This is a genomic window from Phytobacter sp. SCO41, assembly GCF_003073275.1.
Classification (GTDB): domain Bacteria; phylum Pseudomonadota; class Gammaproteobacteria; order Enterobacterales; family Enterobacteriaceae; genus Phytobacter; species Phytobacter diazotrophicus.
This window is the reverse complement of record NZ_CP027225.1, coordinates 2,963,118-2,979,901: the sequence shown is the minus strand read 5'-3', so window position 1 is coordinate 2,979,901 and position 16,784 is coordinate 2,963,118. Positions and strand designations below refer to the sequence as shown.

Annotated in this window: 14 protein-coding genes and 1 other annotated feature; of the genes, 6 read left to right on the top strand and 8 right to left on the bottom strand. The window is 54.4% G+C overall.

Features of this window, described 5'->3' with window-relative positions; all coding sequences use genetic code 11:
• Window positions 1–37 precede the first annotated feature (37 nt).
• From trpA to C5523_RS14395, 5 genes are read right to left on the bottom strand one after another with little or no spacing between them, the layout of a single operon-like run.
• Window positions 38–844, bottom strand: a complete 807-nt coding sequence (trpA, locus tag C5523_RS14415; RefSeq protein WP_108701381.1) for a tryptophan synthase subunit alpha — start codon at window positions 842–844, stop codon at window positions 38–40.
• Complete coding sequence (trpB, locus tag C5523_RS14410; protein ID WP_079497527.1) at window positions 844–2,037, bottom strand: tryptophan synthase subunit beta; 1,194 nt, start codon at window positions 2,035–2,037, stop codon at window positions 844–846. The genes trpA and trpB overlap by 1 nt, the downstream gene beginning before the upstream one ends.
• 11 nt (window positions 2,038–2,048) lie before the next feature.
• Window positions 2,049–3,407, bottom strand: coding sequence for a bifunctional indole-3-glycerol-phosphate synthase TrpC/phosphoribosylanthranilate isomerase TrpF (trpCF, locus tag C5523_RS14405; protein ID WP_108701380.1), 1,359 nt, complete (start codon window positions 3,405–3,407; stop codon window positions 2,049–2,051).
• Window positions 3,408–3,410: 3 nt separating this feature from the next.
• Complete coding sequence (gene trpD / locus C5523_RS14400) at window positions 3,411–5,006, bottom strand: bifunctional anthranilate synthase glutamate amidotransferase component TrpG/anthranilate phosphoribosyltransferase TrpD (RefSeq protein ID WP_039076921.1); 1,596 nt, start codon at window positions 5,004–5,006, stop codon at window positions 3,411–3,413.
• On the bottom strand, window positions 5,006–6,568 hold the full coding sequence (locus C5523_RS14395; RefSeq protein WP_108701379.1) for an anthranilate synthase component 1: 1,563 nt from the start codon (window positions 6,566–6,568) through the stop codon (window positions 5,006–5,008). Before C5523_RS14395 ends, trpD begins: the two co-directional genes overlap by 1 nt.
• A gap of 22 nt (window positions 6,569–6,590) precedes the next feature.
• Window positions 6,591–6,685 (bottom strand) — a sequence feature (Trp leader region).
• 158 nt (window positions 6,686–6,843) lie between these two features.
• Between C5523_RS14395 and rnm the strand changes: the two genes are divergently transcribed.
• From rnm to rluB, 3 genes are all read left to right on the top strand, one after another.
• Entirely contained in the window at window positions 6,844–7,725 is an 882-nt protein-coding gene (gene rnm, locus C5523_RS14390; protein ID WP_039076923.1) for an RNase AM, read from the top strand.
• The gene (locus tag C5523_RS14385; RefSeq protein ID WP_039076924.1) at window positions 7,722–8,342 is read left to right on the top strand and encodes an L-threonylcarbamoyladenylate synthase; all 621 of its coding nucleotides are present in this window, start codon (window positions 7,722–7,724) and stop codon (window positions 8,340–8,342) included. Before rnm ends, C5523_RS14385 begins: the two co-directional genes overlap by 4 nt.
• A gap of 97 nt (window positions 8,343–8,439) precedes the next feature.
• Window positions 8,440–9,333 carry a 23S rRNA pseudouridine(2605) synthase RluB gene (gene rluB / locus C5523_RS14380; RefSeq protein WP_071194081.1) on the top strand — a complete coding sequence of 298 codons (894 nt, stop codon included), beginning with the start codon at window positions 8,440–8,442 and terminating at the stop codon, window positions 9,331–9,333.
• Between the two features lie 177 nt (window positions 9,334–9,510).
• On the opposite strand, the gene cobO is transcribed toward rluB, so the two are convergent.
• Complete coding sequence (gene cobO / locus C5523_RS14375) at window positions 9,511–10,101, bottom strand: cob(I)yrinic acid a,c-diamide adenosyltransferase (RefSeq protein ID WP_108701378.1); 591 nt, start codon at window positions 10,099–10,101, stop codon at window positions 9,511–9,513.
• The gene (locus C5523_RS14370) at window positions 10,098–10,856 is read right to left on the bottom strand and encodes a YciK family oxidoreductase (RefSeq protein ID WP_071194083.1); all 759 of its coding nucleotides are present in this window, start codon (window positions 10,854–10,856) and stop codon (window positions 10,098–10,100) included. Before C5523_RS14370 ends, cobO begins: the two co-directional genes overlap by 4 nt.
• A 229-nt stretch (window positions 10,857–11,085) precedes the next feature.
• On the opposite strand from C5523_RS14370, the gene sohB reads away from it, so the two are divergent.
• Window positions 11,086–12,132 carry a protease SohB gene (gene sohB / locus C5523_RS14365; RefSeq protein ID WP_039076928.1) on the top strand — a complete coding sequence of 349 codons (1,047 nt, stop codon included), beginning with the start codon at window positions 11,086–11,088 and terminating at the stop codon, window positions 12,130–12,132.
• 45 nt (window positions 12,133–12,177) lie between these two features.
• On the opposite strand, the gene C5523_RS14360 is transcribed toward sohB, so the two are convergent.
• Window positions 12,178–12,429, bottom strand: coding sequence for a YciN family protein (locus tag C5523_RS14360; protein WP_039076929.1), 252 nt, complete (start codon window positions 12,427–12,429; stop codon window positions 12,178–12,180).
• A gap of 398 nt (window positions 12,430–12,827) precedes the next feature.
• On the opposite strand from C5523_RS14360, the gene topA reads away from it, so the two are divergent.
• Window positions 12,828–15,425 carry a type I DNA topoisomerase gene (gene topA / locus C5523_RS14355; protein WP_039076930.1) on the top strand — a complete coding sequence of 866 codons (2,598 nt, stop codon included), beginning with the start codon at window positions 12,828–12,830 and terminating at the stop codon, window positions 15,423–15,425.
• Window positions 15,426–15,611: 186 nt separating this feature from the next.
• Entirely contained in the window at window positions 15,612–16,586 is a 975-nt protein-coding gene (gene cysB / locus C5523_RS14350; RefSeq protein WP_039076931.1) for an HTH-type transcriptional regulator CysB, read from the top strand.
• Window positions 16,587–16,784 lie beyond the last annotated feature (198 nt).

The following is a 16,784-nucleotide window of genomic DNA, read 5'->3' as shown; positions in this document are numbered from 1 at the left end:
AAAAAACGCCCGGCGGTGGGCCGGGCGTCAGGAGGCATTACTGACGAGTGCCGGCTTTCATCGCCCGGACAAATGCGCCAAGTTCTTCGAGCATCACGGCAGGTTTATCAAGGTTCTTCTCAATAATCTTGACGATAGCGGAACCTGATATTGCCCCGGCAGCGCCCGCATCAATGGCTGCGGTCACCTGGTCAGGCGCAGAGATGCCAAACCCTTGCAATGGCGGCGCAGCATGATACTCGGTCAGTTTTTCGACCAGGTGGTAGAGCGGCAACGCGGCACGGTTTTCCGCCCCGGTAACCCCGGCACGGGAGAGCAGATAGGTATAACCGCGACCGTTCGAGGCGATTTGACGCAGCAACTCGTCATCGGCGTTTGGCGGGCAGATGAAGATCGGCGCGACATTATGCCGCAGCGCGGCCTGACGGAACGGCGCAGACTCCTCCACTGGCACATCGGCGACCAGCACTGAGTCGACACCCGCTTTCTCGCACTGGGCATAGAACTCATCTATACCGCGGCTAAAGACGAGGTTGGCGTACATCAGCAGGCCAATCGGGATCGTCGGATGTTTCTGGCGAATCGCGGCCAGCATTTCAAAACACTGGCTCGGCGTGACGCCTGCGGCAAAGGCGCGCAGCGTGGCGTTTTGAATGGTCGGGCCATCTGCCAGAGGGTCTGAAAACGGGATCCCTAATTCCAGTGCATCGGCGCCAGCTTCAATCAGCGTATCGATGATTTTCAGTGATTGCTCAGGTGAGGGATCGCCCAGTGTGACAAAGGGAACAAATGCGCCTTCCTTGCGTTCCTTCAATTGTTTAAAAAGTGTCTCGTAGCGTTCCATCAGATTTCCCCTCGCGCTTTCAAAATATCGTGTACGGTGAAGATATCTTTATCTCCACGGCCAGACAGGTTAACCACCAGCAGTTGCTCTTTTTCCGGGTTCTCACGCATCATTTTCAGCGCATGGGCCAGGGCGTGGGAGGATTCGAGTGCCGGAATAATCCCTTCGTGGCGGCACAGCGTCTTAAAGGCTTCGAGTGCTTCGTCATCGGTAATAGAGACATAATCCGCACGACCGGTGCTGTTCAGATAAGCGTGCTGTGGCCCCACGGACGGGAAATCCAGCCCCGCAGAGATAGAGTACGACTCCTCGATCTGGCCTTCATCGGTCTGCATCATTGGGGATTTCATTCCGAAATAGATCCCCACGCGGCCATGCTTAAGCGGCGCGCCGTGTTCACCGGTTTCGATACCGTGTCCGGCAGGTTCGACCCCAATAAGGCCAACACTGGTCTCTTCAATGAAATCGGCAAACATGCCGATCGCATTGGAGCCGCCGCCCACGCAGGCGATGACGGCATCCGGCAGGCGGCCTTCTTTTTCGAGGATCTGCACTTTGGTCTCTTCACCGATCATCCGCTGGAATTCACGCACAATGGTCGGGAAGGGGTGCGGGCCTGCGGCGGTACCGAGCATGTAGTGCGCGGTATCGTAGCTGCCAGACCAGTCGCGAAGCGCTTCATTACAGGCATCTTTCAGGGTGGCGGAGCCGCTGTGTACCGGGATCACCTCTGCGCCCATTAAGCGCATACGGAAGACGTTTGGTGACTGACGCTCCACATCTTTCGCGCCCATGTAGATGCGGCATTTCAGGCCGAGCAGGGCGCTGGCGAGCGCCGATGCCACACCGTGTTGCCCGGCACCGGTTTCGGCGATGATTTCTGTTTTACCCATCCGTTTGGCCAGCAGCGCCTGTCCTAATACCTGGTTGGTTTTGTGTGCGCCGCCGTGCAGTAAATCCTCACGCTTCAGGTACAGGGTGGTATTCGTCCCTGCGGTAATGTTCTGGCATTTGGTCAGTGCGGTCGGGCGACCGGCGTAGTTTTTCAGTAAATCGGTGAATTGCGCCTGAAATTCAGGATCTTTTTGCGCGCTGACAAAGGCTTCTTCCAGCTGACGCAGTGCAGGCATCAGGATTTGCGGCACATACATGCCACCAAACTCACCAAAATACGGGTTTAATAATGTCGTCATGGTTTTCTTCCTTAATAAGCGCGTAAAGTTCGGAATACCGAGGCCACTTTATCGGCGTCTTTTTTCCCGGGTTCAGACTCTACGCCTGAATTGAAATCGAGTCCGGCACAGCCGGTTTTGGCCGCCTCCACGCAGTTATCTGCGCCAAGTCCGCCTGCCAGCAGTACGTTGTCCAGCGTTTGCCCTGACAGCAGGCTCCAGTCAAAACGCTTACCGCTACCGCCCTGGCCGTTATCAAACACATACTTATCGACATGGTTCAGGTCGCGGGCCGGCAGGGTGTCGCCCACGCTCAGCGCCTTCCAGATTTGTACGCTATCCGGTAACTGCTTACGCAGTGTGTCGATATAGTGCTGGTCTTCACTGCCGTGTAACTGTACGGCGACTAACCCCAGTTGCTCCACGTTGGCCGACACGGTTTCGACCGGCGCATTACGGAACACACCAACGTACTGGAGCGGTGCGCCCGCCATAACCGTGCGGGCCTGGGCGACGTTGACGGCACGGGGGGAAGAGGCGACGAAAATCAGACCGCCATAAATCGCTCCCGCTTCATAAGCGACCAGCGCATCTTGCGGGCGGGTCAGGCCGCAGACTTTATTTTCGCCAAGCAAGACGCGTTTAACGGCGGCGTCCAGATCGTCATGAGACATCAGCGCGGAGCCAATCAGGAAACCATTAGCGAAATGGCTCAGTTCACGCACCTGGGCGTAAGTGTTAATCCCTGATTCGCTGATAACCGTTACCCCTGCGCCCAGGCGCGGAGCCAACTGACGTGTACGATTCAGATCGATGGACAGATCGCGTAGGTCGCGGTTATTGATGCCGACCACTTTTGCCCCAAGCGCGATAGCGCGTTCCAGCTCTTCTTCATTGCTGACTTCGGTCAGTACACCCATGCTCAGGCTGTGGGCGACGGCAGAGAGCTGGCGGTATTGCTCATCATCCAGTACCGAGAGCATCAGCAGGCAGGCATCGGCCTGGTAAAAGCGCGCCAGATAAATCTGGTAAGGGTCGATAATGAAGTCTTTACACAGAATCGGCTGATGCGCGATCTGGCTGACAACAGGCAGGAAATCAAAACTGCCCTGGAAATATTTCTCGTCGGTCAGTACGGAGATGGCCGACGCATGGCGTTTGTAAACCCCGGCGATTCGCGCCGGGTCGAAATCATCGCGAATCACCCCTTTTGACGGGGATGCTTTTTTGCATTCCAGGATAAACGCGGTGCGCGTACCCTGCAGGGCGTCGTAGAAGCGACGAGTGCTCGGCACCACGTCATTCTGAAAACTGGCCAGCGGCTGCTGCTCCTTGCGGGCGGCTACCCAAATCGCCTTATCCGCGACGATTTTTGCTAATACGGTTTGCATTCTTTACCCTCTTGCCGCAAGTGCGGTGACTTTGTCATAGGCGGCGCCGCTGTGCAGCACCTGCATAACTTTTTGTGCGTTAGCTTGCAAATCCTCTTCACCATGTAAACGCATCAACATGGCGACATTTGCAGCGACGGCGGCCTCATGGGCGGCTTCACCTTTACCTTGTAGTAAGCGTGTCAGAATGTCACGGTTTTCTTCCGGTGTGCCGCCTGCCAGTTGCTCCTGGTGATAGGGCGTCAGACCGAAATCAGCAGCGGTAAGCTGGTAGCTTTTGATCTCGCCGTCACGCAATTCAGCCACCACCGTCGGGGCATGCAGTGACACCTCATCCATCCCACCGCTGTGCACAACGGCCGCACGTTGATAGCCCAGAACACGCAGGGTTTCGGCAATGGGTAACACCAGTTCCGGGCTGTAAACACCGATCAACGCCAGCGGCGGGTGCGCCGGGTTAATCAATGGCCCCAGGACGTTAAACAAGGTGCGCGTTTTAAGCTGCTGGCGCACCGGCATCGCGTGACGGAACCCGGTGTGATACTTCGGTGCAAATAAGAAACAGACCCCCAGTTCATCCAGCGCAGTGCGGGATTTATCCGCATTCATATCCAGATTAATGCCGAAAGCTGCCAGTAAATCGGATGAGCCGGAACGGCTGGAAACGCTGCGGTTACCGTGTTTGGCAACCTTAAGCCCGCAGGCCGCCGCCACAAAAGCGCTGGCGGTGGAAATATTGATACTGTTGCTGCCGTCGCCACCGGTGCCCACGATATCGGCAAACGGATAGTCCGGGCGTGGGAACGGCGCGGCATTTTCCAGTAACGCGGTGGCCGCCCCGGCGATTTCATTGGGGTGCTCACCACGCACTTTCATACTGACCAGCGCTGCGGCCAGTTGTTCAGGCTTCAGCTCGCCGCGCACCACGGCAGAGAAAAGCTGGTGGCTTTCCTGTTGGCTCAGGGTTTGCGCCTGATACAGTTTTTCCAGTACTGGTTGCAGGGTATTGGTCTGCTCCAGTTTCTGCAGCGCCCAGGCCAGGGTTTGTTCCAGCAAGCGGGCGCCTTGCGAAGTCAGAATGGATTCCGGATGGAACTGGAAGCCACACACGCGATCCGCATCATGACGCACGGCCATCACCATGCCATTAAAATGCGCGTTGATGGTTAACCCTGCTGGAATGTTGCTGCCCACCAGTGAATGGTAGCGCGCCACCGGCAGCGGGTTCGCCAGCCCGGCAAACATGGCCTGACCGTCATGTTCAATGCTTGAGGCTTTACCGTGCAGGATTTCGCCTGCCTGACCGACATAGCCGCCATAGGCTTCTACAATTGCCTGATGTCCCAGACAGATGCCGATAATCGGCAATTTGCCGCGCATGCGGGTCAGCAACTCAGGCATGCAGCCTGCTTCTGACGGCGCCCCTGGCCCTGGCGAGAGCATCAGCACCGGGTTTTTCATGGTCGCCAGGCGGTCAATCAGGGTTTGTGCCGGAACATGGTTACGGTAAATCACCACGTTATGCCCGCTGGCGCGCAACTGATCCGCCAGGTTATAGGTAAATGAGTCGATATTATCGAGCAGCAGAATGTCAGCCATCAGAATGTCTCCTGAGCGTTATGCGCTTTAGCAATGGCGCGCAGAACCGCGCGGGCTTTATTACGTGTTTCATCGGCTTCTGATTGCGGTACTGAATCCAGTACCACGCCAGCGCCTGCCTGAACGGTGGCGACACCGTCTTCAACCCAGGCAGAACGAATCACGATGCAGGTATCCAGGTCACCGTGGGCGGTGAAATAGCCCACCGCGCCGCCGTAACTGCCACGGCGGGAGCCTTCTGCATCGGCAATAAGCTGCATGGCGCGTACTTTTGGGGCCCCACTGAGCGTGCCCATGTTCATACAAGCGCGATAGGCGTGGAGCACGTCCAGGTCCTGTCGCAGTTCACCGACCACACGCGAAACCAGATGCATTACGAAGGAGTAGCGGTCGACTTTGGTCAGATCTGCCACATAGCGACTGCCTGGAGTACAAATGCGTGCCAGATCGTTACGCGCGAGGTCAACCAGCATCAGATGCTCGGAAAGCTCTTTATGGTCGGTACGCATTTCGAGTTCAATACGGCTGTCCAGGTCACGATCCAGGGAACCGTCGGCGCGACGTCCGCGTGGGCGAGTCCCGGCGATCGGGTAGATTTCGATCTGGCGTGAGGTGGCGTCATATTTGAGAGAGCTTTCCGGCGAGGCGCCAAACAGGGCGAAGTCATTGTCCTGCATAAAGAACATGTACGGGCTTGGGTTGCTCTTTTTCAGCACTTCATAGGCGGCCAGCGGTGACGGGCACGGCAGGGTAAAACGACGAGACGGCACGACCTGAAAAATCTCACCGGCACGAATCGCTTTTTGCATCTGACGCACAACCGCACCGTACTCCTCATCGCTCTGGTTGCATTCGCAGCGCATATCGCTGACAGATTCAACCGGCAATGGCCCTGGCGGCACATTTAATTGTTCATGCAGGGTTTCAATTCGTTGAGTCAGTCGCGCTTTTTCGTCAGCATCGGCGGAAAACAGGCTCACCTGAATGCGGGTGTGACGCTTCTGATGGTCGATCACCAGTAAGGTTTCTGCCAGATAAAAGCAGTAGTCCGGGCAGCGACGGTCATGGCGCAGCGCGGGTAAATCTTCGAATCCGGCCACCAGGTCGTAGGCAAACAGGCCGCCGAAGAACATGGCTTCGCGCTCATCGGCAGGGACATCGACCAGCCCCTGTAACAGACGGAAGGCATCGAAAACAGAGAGTGAACACAGGCGTGCGTCTTCGTCGAGCAGGGTGCTGACGGGCGGAAAACGTAAGACGCGAGCATCTGCCCGGACGGTGTTTTCTACACCAGCCGGAAGCGCGGCATCCAGCAGCGATAACAGAGACGCGCCGTTTTGCGTTAACGCCTCAATAGTGACAGTGTCACCCAGCGCGGTAATGCGCAGCGCGCTATCCACCAGCAGCAGGCTTTTTAAATCGTTTTTGCTGTCGATGTCGGCGGATTCCAGCAACAAGGTTGCCGGACGTGCACCACACAGTTGATGGAATAACGCGGTCGGGTTCTCCCGGTACAGCGCGTTGCTAGTGAGCAATTCGAGTGTCGGTTTTTGCGTTTGCATAGTTGCTCTCATAAATGTGTTCAAAAAAAAGCCCGCTCAGTTGGCGGGCCGGGTATCGGTGTGCTGAATACGCACGTGAAACACTGCCCAATGTCAGGGAGTGCGCCACCAGCGGTTTACGGAAATATGCATATTCATCAGTGATACCTCGTGGAGTGAACTTGCGTACTAGTTAACTGGTTCGAGCGAGGAAAGTCAACCCTCGATTTCAGAAAATCGCCGCAGAACGTTATGATAGGGCACAGTTATTGTTTTATCGGCCACGGGAGCCGCTTTTGAGCGACACGAATTACGCAGTGATTTATGACCTGCACAGCCACACTATTGCCTCCGATGGCGTCCTGACACCACAAGAACTGGTCCACCGTGCGGTTGCAATGCGCGTAGGGACCCTGGCGATTACCGATCATGACACTACCGCCGCCATTCCCGCTGCGCGTGAAGAAATTGAACGTGCCGGGCTGGCACTCAAACTCATTAGCGGTGTGGAGATTTCCACCGTCTGGGAAAACCACGAGATCCACATCGTGGGGCTGAATATGGATATCGAAAACCCGACGCTGTGTACTTTTTTACAGGATCAGCATGAACGACGCCAGCAGCGCGGCAGACTGATTGCCGAGCGGCTGGAAAAGGCGCATATTCCGGGCGCATGGGAGGGCGCGCAGCGACTGGCGCAGGGGGCTGCCGTCACGCGTGGCCATTTTGCCCGCTTCCTGGTGGAGTGCGGCAAAGCCACCAATATGGCCGATGTATTCAAAAGGTATCTTGCGCGCGGGAAAACCGGATATGTTCCACCGCAGTGGTGTACAATAGAACAAGCTATTGAAGTGATTCATCATTCTGGCGGAACGGCAGTCCTGGCCCATCCGGGTCGATATGATCTCTCCGCTAAATGGTTGAAAAGACTGCTGGCGCATTTTGCCCAAAGCGGCGGAGAGGCGATGGAAGTTGCCCAATGCCAGCAGGCTCCCAATGAGCGTAAACAACTCGCCGAGTATGCCCGCCAGTTTGGTTTACTGGCCTCGCAGGGATCGGATTTCCATCAGCCATGTCCATGGATTGAGTTGGGGCGCAAGCTTTGGCTACCGGCTGATGTTGAGGGCGTCTGGTGCAAATGGGAGCAGCCGCAAAACAGTGAAGAGAGGGAAGTATGAGTCAGTTTTTTTATATTCATCCGGAAAATCCTCAACCGCGTCTGATTACCCAGGCCGTTGAGATTGTCCGTAAAGGCGGGGTGATTGTTTACCCTACCGATTCCGGCTATGCGTTAGGCTGTAAAATTGAAGACAAAGGGGCGATGGAGCGTATTTGCCGTATCCGTCAATTGCCGGATGGCCACAACTTTACCCTGATGTGCCGCGATTTGTCTGAGCTATCGACCTATGCGTTCGTCGATAATGTGGCTTTTCGTCTGATCAAAAATAACACCCCAGGTAACTACACCTTTATCCTGAAAGGAACGAAAGAGGTGCCGCGTCGCCTGTTACAGGAAAAACGTAAAACCATCGGTCTGCGTGTCCCGGCGAATCCAATTGCGCTGGCGTTACTCGATACCCTTGGCGAGCCGATGCTCTCTACCTCGCTGATGCTACCTGGCAGCGAATTTACCGAGTCCGATCCGGATGAAATTAAAGACCGTCTGGAAAAGCTGGTGGATTTGATTATCCATGGCGGCTATCTGGGGCAACAACCGACAACGGTGGTCGATCTTACCGACGATGCCCCGGTTGTTATTCGTGAAGGCGTCGGCGACGTTAAACCTTTCCTATAATGAAGCAAGCCGCTATACTACGCGGCCATTTCACAGGCGCCGCAGTGGCCTGATGACCTTATTCGACGCCTGTGAAGGCGACACCCGAGGAAGCTCTATGAGCGAAAAGTTACAGAAAGTGCTGGCGCGAGCTGGCCACGGCTCCCGCCGTGAAATCGAAACCATCATCGAAGCAGGCCGCGTCAGCGTAGACGGCAAGATTGCCACGCTGGGCGATCGCGTTGAAGTGAACCAGGCGCTGAAAATTCGCATCGACGGTCATCTTATCTCGATAAAAGAGTCCGCTGAACAAATCTGCCGCGTGCTGGCGTATTACAAACCAGAAGGTGAGCTGTGCACGCGTAACGATCCGGAAGGCCGTCCGACCGTTTTTGATCGTCTGCCAAAACTGCGCGGCGCTCGTTGGATTGCGGTTGGACGTCTTGACGTCAACACCTGTGGTCTGCTGCTGTTCACCACCGACGGTGAACTGGCGAATCGCCTTATGCACCCAAGCCGTGAAGTGGAACGTGAATACGCGGTGCGTGTATTCGGCCAGATTGAAGAGGCCAAGGTGCGTGAACTGTCACGTGGCGTTCAACTGGAAGATGGTCCGGCAGCATTCAAAACCATTAAATTTAGCGGTGGTGAAGGGATCAACCAGTGGTATAACGTGACCCTGACCGAAGGGCGTAACCGCGAGGTGCGTCGCCTGTGGGAAGCGGTTGGCGTGCAGGTTAGCCGTCTTATTCGTGTGCGTTACGGCGACATTCCACTGCCGAAAGGATTGCCGCGCGGTGGTTATACCGAACTGGATCTGGCCCAAACCAACTACCTGCGCGAGCTGGTAGGGTTGCCGCCGGAAACCGCATCAAAAGTGGCGGTCGAAAAAGATCGTCGCCGCATGAAAGCCAATCAGATTCGTCGTGCGGTGAAACGCCACAGCCAGGTGTCAGGCAATCGTCAGGCACCGGGTAGCCGTCGTTCCGGTGGGCGTAACAGCAACGGCTAATTTCCTGACGTTTCCGGTTACCTTGCCGGAAACGTCCTCTCGTTCCCGCATATTATAATTTCCGCCATACTGCGCTGGAAAAGCGTGACGCTGTCACATGTGTGGGCGAGTGTGATGGTTGAACAAATCATTGGCTTGGCAGCAGTGCCGCATTGCTACGCTGCTGCCAGCGGTGTCTTAATAGTCGATACCAATCTGTGCCTTGACGCCCGCTTCGAAAGCATGTTTTACCGGGCGCAGTTCACTGACCGTATCGGCAATCTCCAGGATATCGCGGTGACAGCCGCGACCGGTGATGATCACCGTCTGGTTTGCCGGGCGCTTTTCCAGCGCATCAAGAACGGTTTCCAGCGGCAGGTAATCGTAAGCCACCATATAGGTCAACTCGTCGAGCACCACCATATCCAGCGATTCGTCCGCCAGCATACGTTGCGCATGTGTCCATACCTCAAGGCAGGCGGCGGTGTCGCTCTCGCGGTTTTGCGTGTCCCAGGTGAACCCGGTTGCCATCACCTGAAATTCGACACCGTGCGGTTCCAGTAAATTACGTTCACCATTAGGCCAGGTGCCTTTAATAAACTGAATGGCACCAACCTTCTTTCCGTGGCCGACGGCACGTGCGGCGGTGCCAAATGCGGCGGTGGTTTTGCCTTTACCATTACCGGTAAAAACGATAATGATGCCGCGCTCTTCCTGCGCTGCCGCCACGCGGGCATCGACTTTATCTTTCACCCGCTGCTGGCGTTGCTGGTAACGTTCTTCACTCATTGTGATATCCCCGGTTTTCGTCCTGGCTGAGCATCAAAGCTCATGCCTGTTTTGCGACGGCTGTCATCGCCCATCAGCCATAGATAAAGCGGCATAATATCGGCTGGCGTTTTTAATTTCTGCGGATCTTCGCTCGGGAAGGCGCTGGCGCGCATCTGCGTCCGGGTACCGCCCGGGTTGATGCAATTGACCCGTAAACGGTTTTGGTACTCCTCAGCCAGCACTTGCATCATGCCTTCGGTGGCAAATTTAGAGGCGGCATAAGCCCCCCAATTTGCACGGCCCTGGCGGCCAACGCTTGACGATGTGAAGACCAGCGAGCCGCTTTCCGCTTTGAGTAATAAAGGAAGGAGCGCCTGGGTCAAATAGAAAGTGGCGTTGACGTTAACCTGCATTACGTTATCCCAGACGGCTGGCTGCTGTTCGCTCATTGGGCAAACATCACCCAGCACGCCAGCGTTATGCAGCACACCGTCCAGTCTCGGGTAGTGTTGCGTTATCTCGTTAGCAAGACGCTGACAATCATCGGGTGTACAGGTGGCCATGTCCAGTGTGAAGAGGCTGGCGGCCTGGCCGCCTTCGGATGCTATCTGTCCGGCAACGGCCTGGAGTTTGTCTTCGTTACGCCCCAGTAAGATGACGCGCGCGCCGTAGCGGGCATAAGTCAGCGCCGCTTCTTTGCCGATGCCGTCACTGGCACCGGTGACCAGAATAATGTGGTTTCGCAACAGGTCGCGTTGTGGCTGGTAATGCACGCTAACTCCTTGGTCTCAACCCGTTTTTAAATCGTGTTGGCTTTATGCCTGAAACAGAAAGCGATTTCAATCAGTCTGGCAGAGAGTCTCCCGTGCGTTGGGATAATGTATAGCGGAATGTGCTGAAACTGGTCGACTGAATATCCGAAAGGGTGGCAATGCGAGACTCGCCAGAAAGGCTCATGTACACTGAATGCGATTGTTAAGTGGCTGAACCAAGGTGGAATGCGTGGAATTACTGTCTGAATATGGTTTGTTTTTAGCCAAAATTGCGACTGTTGTGGTTGCGATTGCGGTGGTCGCAATTCTTATTGTTAATCTGACACAGCGCAAACGTCAGCGGGGGGAATTACGTATTACCCGCATGAGCGAAGACTATAAGGAAATGCAGGAAGAGATGGCTGTGGCGTTGCTGGACAGCCAGCAGCAAAAGCTGTGGCATAAAGCCCAAAAGAAAAAAGCCAAACAGGATGCAAAAGCGGCAAAGGCCAAAGCAAAATCTGGCGACATGGCCTCAGCGGGCAAACCACGCGCCTGGGTGCTGGACTTTAAAGGCAGCATGGATGCCCATGAAGTGGGCGCGCTGCGCGAAGAGGTAACCGCAGTGTTGACGCTGGTGAAGCCAGAAGATCAGGTGGTTCTCCGTCTGGAAAGCCCCGGTGGCGTTGTTCATGGTTACGGGCTGGCTGCGTCGCAGTTGCAGCGTCTGCGCGATAAGCAGGTTCCGCTCACCGTCGCGGTTGATAAAGTCGCCGCCAGCGGCGGTTATATGATGGCCTGCGTGGCGGATAAAATTGTTGCGGCGCCGTTTTCTATTATTGGATCGATTGGCGTTGTGGCGCAGATCCCCAACTTCAACCGCTTCCTGAAAGGTAAAGAGATTGATATCGAACTGCATACCGCCGGGCAGTTCAAACGCACGCTGACTCTGTTGGGTGAAAACACCGAAGAGGGAAGGCAGAAATTCCGCGAGAGCCTCAATGAAACGCATGACCTGTTCAAAGGCTTTGTGCATCAGATGCGCCCGCAATTGGATATAGAACAGGTAGCGACCGGCGAGCACTGGTATGGTTCGCAGGCACTGGAAAAAGGGCTGGTCGATGCGGTCGGTACCAGTGACGAGCTGCTGCTGGGGCTGTTTGAGAGCCATGAGGTCATTGGCTTGCGCTATCAGCAGCGCAAAAAGCTCATCGACCGCTTTACCGGAAGCGCTGCAGAAAGCGCAGACCGGTTGCTGATGCGCTGGTGGCAGCGCGGACAGAAACCGCTGATGTAAGGCGAGTACAAACAAAAACGCGAGGCCATGGCCTCGCGTTTTTGTTTAATCGATCAGATGGTATTTTTCAGACAGTTCATGCGCCAGATATTTGAACATATTGAACACTGCAGTGCTTTTCCCGGTCGGCAGCCCCTGTTCATCCAGAAAATACTCGCCGCTAAACACCAGCACCCCGTTGCGCTGGCTTACGCCGGTTGCTTCAATGCCGGACAGTGTGTCTTCATGATCGCGGATAAGTTGGTTTGCCAGCTCAAGCAGAGACTGACGATCGATAGGTTGCTTAGTCGGCTCCATTTCGCCCCTCCTTAAAAATTTAACAAGTTTACGCCCCACGCGGCCCAGGGGCAAATTTTCCCTGTGCAGGCAAGGGGTTTCCCGTTACGGTAGTGCTGGCGTGATTCGAATTTGCATGCTAATAAAGTTGCGTAACAAATTTTATCAGGTACAGTGTGACCCTTTCGTCAATCTGGCAACAGATTTGCTTGACATTCGACCGTAAAATCGTCGTGCTGTATCGTAGACTAGCGAAAAAGCCTGTTAACTCAATCATCTGCTAGCGATTACTTTCGCTTATGGTCAAGAAAAGGGTTGATATCCATTGTCGCCACCGCAATATCATTGGCTCGTCGCCAGCGGAAGGTGAATCAATGTGCGACGTATTCCTGGAAGAATTTTATTAGGTAAAGGTGAATATGGGTAAAGCTCTCGTCATCGTTGAGTCCCCGGCAAAAGCCAAAACGATCAATAAGTATCTGGGTAATGACTACGTGGTGAAATCCAGCGTAGGTCATATCCGCGATTTGCCGACCAGTGGCTCAGCACCTAAAAAGAGCGCTGACTCTGCCTCCACCAAAACGGCTAAGAAGCCTAAAAAGGATGAACGCGGCGCTCTCGTCAATCGCATGGGCATTGACCCATGGCACAACTGGGATGCGCACTATGAAGTGCTGCCCGGAAAAGAGAAGGTGGTTTCTGAGCTGAAATCGCTCGCTGAAAAAGCCGACCATATCTATCTCGCAACCGACCTTGACCGCGAAGGGGAAGCCATTGCATGGCACCTGCGGGAAGTGATCGGTGGCGATGAAACGCGCTATAGCCGCGTGGTGTTTAACGAAATCACCAAAAATGCGATTCGCCAGGCGTTCGAAAAGCCGGGCGAGCTGAACATTGATCGTGTGAATGCCCAGCAGGCGCGGCGCTTTATGGACCGCGTGGTGGGTTACATGGTTTCTCCACTGTTGTGGAAGAAGATTGCCCGTGGCCTGTCCGCTGGCCGAGTACAGTCGGTTGCTGTGCGTCTGGTAGTTGAGCGTGAACGCGAAATTAAAGCCTTCGTTCCGGAAGAGTACTGGGAAGTTGACGCTAATGCCGCAACGCCGGGTGGCGATTCTCTGCCACTCCAGGTGACGCACGAAGGGGATAAACCTTTCCGTCCGGTTAACCGCGAACAAACGATGGCGGCAGTTAGCCTGCTCGAAAAAGCCCGTTATACGGTGCTTGAGCGCGAAGACAAGCCGACCAGCAGTAAGCCGGGCGCACCGTTTATTACTTCCACACTGCAGCAGGCGGCAAGTACCCGTCTTGGCTTCGGCGTGAAGAAAACCATGATGATGGCCCAGCGCCTGTACGAAGCGGGTTACATCACTTATATGCGTACTGACTCCACCAACCTGAGTCAGGATGCGGTCAGCATGGTGCGTACCTTTATTGGTGATAAGTACGGCAAAAAATATCTGCCGGAAAATGCCAACCAGTACGCCAGCAAAGAGAACTCCCAGGAAGCGCACGAAGCGATTCGTCCCTCCGATGTTGGGGTTGAGGCTGACGCCCTAAAAGATATGGAAACTGATGCGCAGAAACTGTATCAACTGATCTGGCGCCAGTTTGTCGCCTGTCAGATGACGCCGGCGCAATACGACTCCACCACTATTACCGTGGGCGCGGGTGATTATCGCCTGAAAGCACGCGGTCGCATTTTGCGTTTCGATGGCTGGACGAAGGTGATGCCAGCGCTGCGTAAAGGCGATGAAGACCGTACGCTGCCAGCGGTAAACACGGGTGATGTCCTGTCGCTGATTGATCTGACACCTGCTCAGCACTTCACCAAACCGCCTGCGCGCTTTAGTGAAGCGTCACTGGTTAAAGAGCTGGAAAAACGTGGCATTGGCCGTCCGTCAACGTATGCGTCGATCATTTCGACCATTCAGGACCGTGGCTATGTGCGCGTGGAAAACCGTCGCTTCTATGCGGAAAAAATGGGTGAAATTGTTACCGACCGTCTGGAAGAGAACTTCCGTGAGTTGATGAATTACGATTTCACCGCGCAGATGGAAGACCGTCTCGACCAGGTGGCAAACCACGAAGCGGAATGGAAGAAGGTGCTGGACAGTTTCTTCGGCGATTTCTCCCGTCAACTTGACCAGGCGGAAAGAGATCCGGATGAAGGCGGCATGCGCCCGAATCAGATGGTGCTTACCAGCATTGATTGCCCGACTTGCGGTCGTAAGATGGGGATCCGTACCGCCAGTACCGGGGTGTTCCTCGGTTGCTCCGGTTATGCACTTTCACCAAAAGAGCGCTGCAAAACCACCATTAACCTGGTGCCGGAAAATGAAGTATTGAACGTGCTGGAAGGCGACGACGCGGAAACCAATGCGTTGCGCGCCAAACGCCGTTGTACTAAGTGCGGTACGGCGATGGACAGCTACCTGATCGATCCGAAACGTAAACTACATGTTTGCGGTAATAACCCGACCTGTGACGGTTATGAAATCGAAGAGGGCGAGTTCCGCATCAAAGGTTATGACGGTCCGGTGGTTGAGTGTGAAAAATGTGGCTCTGAAATGCACCTGAAAATGGGACGTTTCGGTAAGTACATGGCCTGTACCAACGACGACTGCAAAAACACGCGTAAGATCCTGCGTAATGGCGAAGTCGCGCCACCGAAAGAAGATCCGGTTCCGTTGCCGGAACTGCCGTGCGAAAAATCGGACGCGTATTTCGTTCTGCGTGACGGCGCAGCCGGGGTTTTCCTTGCGGCTAACACCTTCCCGAAATCGCGCGAAACGCGTGCACCGTTAGTGGAAGAGTTATATCGCTTCCGCGACCGTTTGCCGGAAAAACTGCGTTATCTGGCGGATGCGCCGCAACAGGATCCGGAAGGGAATAAGACCATTGTCCGTTTTAGTCGTAAAACGAAACAGCAGTATGTTGCGTCGGAAAAAGACGGCAAAGCGACAAACTGGTCGGCGTTTTACGTTGATGGGAAATGGGCGGAAGCCAAAAAATAACGCTGTAAGATTAATAGCTTAAATTGAGGGCCGGTTATCCGGCCCTTTTTTTATAACATGGTTATTATTTTTTGTTCGAATCTATACATAGAAGATATAAATGATATAGTGGTTATAGTTAAATCCTTTTTTATTATGAAATCGTCTTAAGCGATTGCCCGTTTGCGCGAATTTGGATGGTCTTTCATGAAATTACAGCAGCTTCGCTATATCGTTGAAGTGGTGAACCATAATCTCAACGTCTCCTCAACGGCAGAAGGTCTTTATACCTCTCAGCCAGGCATCAGTAAGCAAGTTCGCATGCTTGAAGATGAACTGGGGATACAGATCTTTGCCCGCAGCGGTAAACACCTCACGCAGGTAACGCCAGCCGGACAGGAAATCATCCGTATTGCCCGCGAAGTTCTCTCTAAAGTTGACGCCATTAAATCGGTGGCGGGGGAACATACCTGGCCGGATAAAGGCTCGCTCTATGTTGCGACCACCCATACGCAGGCGCGTTATGCGTTACCCAACGTGATTAAGGGATTTATCGAACGTTATCCCCGGGTCTCGTTACATATGCATCAGGGGTCGCCAACGCAAATTGCGGAAGCTGTCTCCAAAGGTAATGCGGATTTTGCTATCGCTACCGAAGCACTGCATCTCTATGACGACCTGGTGATGCTTCCGTGCTACCACTGGAATCGCTCGATTGTGGTGACCCCGGATCATCCTCTGGCAGGTAAGCCGTCGGTGTCGATTGAGGAGCTGGCGCAATATCCGCTGGTGACATACACCTTTGGTTTTACCGGGCGTTCTGAGCTGGATACCGCCTTCAATCGGGCAGGGCTGTCGCCGCGTATTGTCTTTACGGCGACCGATGCGGACGTTATCAAAACCTATGTGCGTCTGGGGCTTGGTGTAGGGGTGATTGCCAGTATGGCCGTCGACCCGATTTCCGACCCGGATCTGGTAAAACTGGATGCGCAGGAAATTTTCAGCCACAGTACGACCAAGATCGGTTTTCGTCGCAGCACGTTCTTGCGCAGCTACATGTATGATTTCATTCAGCGCTTTGCGCCACACCTGACGCGTGATGTGGTTGACGCCGCCGTGGCGTTACGTTCGAACGAAGATATTGAGGCGATGTTTAAGGACATTAAACTTCCGGAAAAATAATGTTAGCGGGGTAGCCTTTTATAGCAAAAGGAACCCCTTAACCTTCCCTAAGTCGAATTATTGTTATCATCCTCTTATTTCCATCTGATACTTTTGCCTGATTGATTTTCCCTCCTGTTACATAATCTGTCATAAATTTGCGACAAACATAGAAACTAAATTGCCCCTTCGCAAATTTTTCACTTCAATAATTTATTT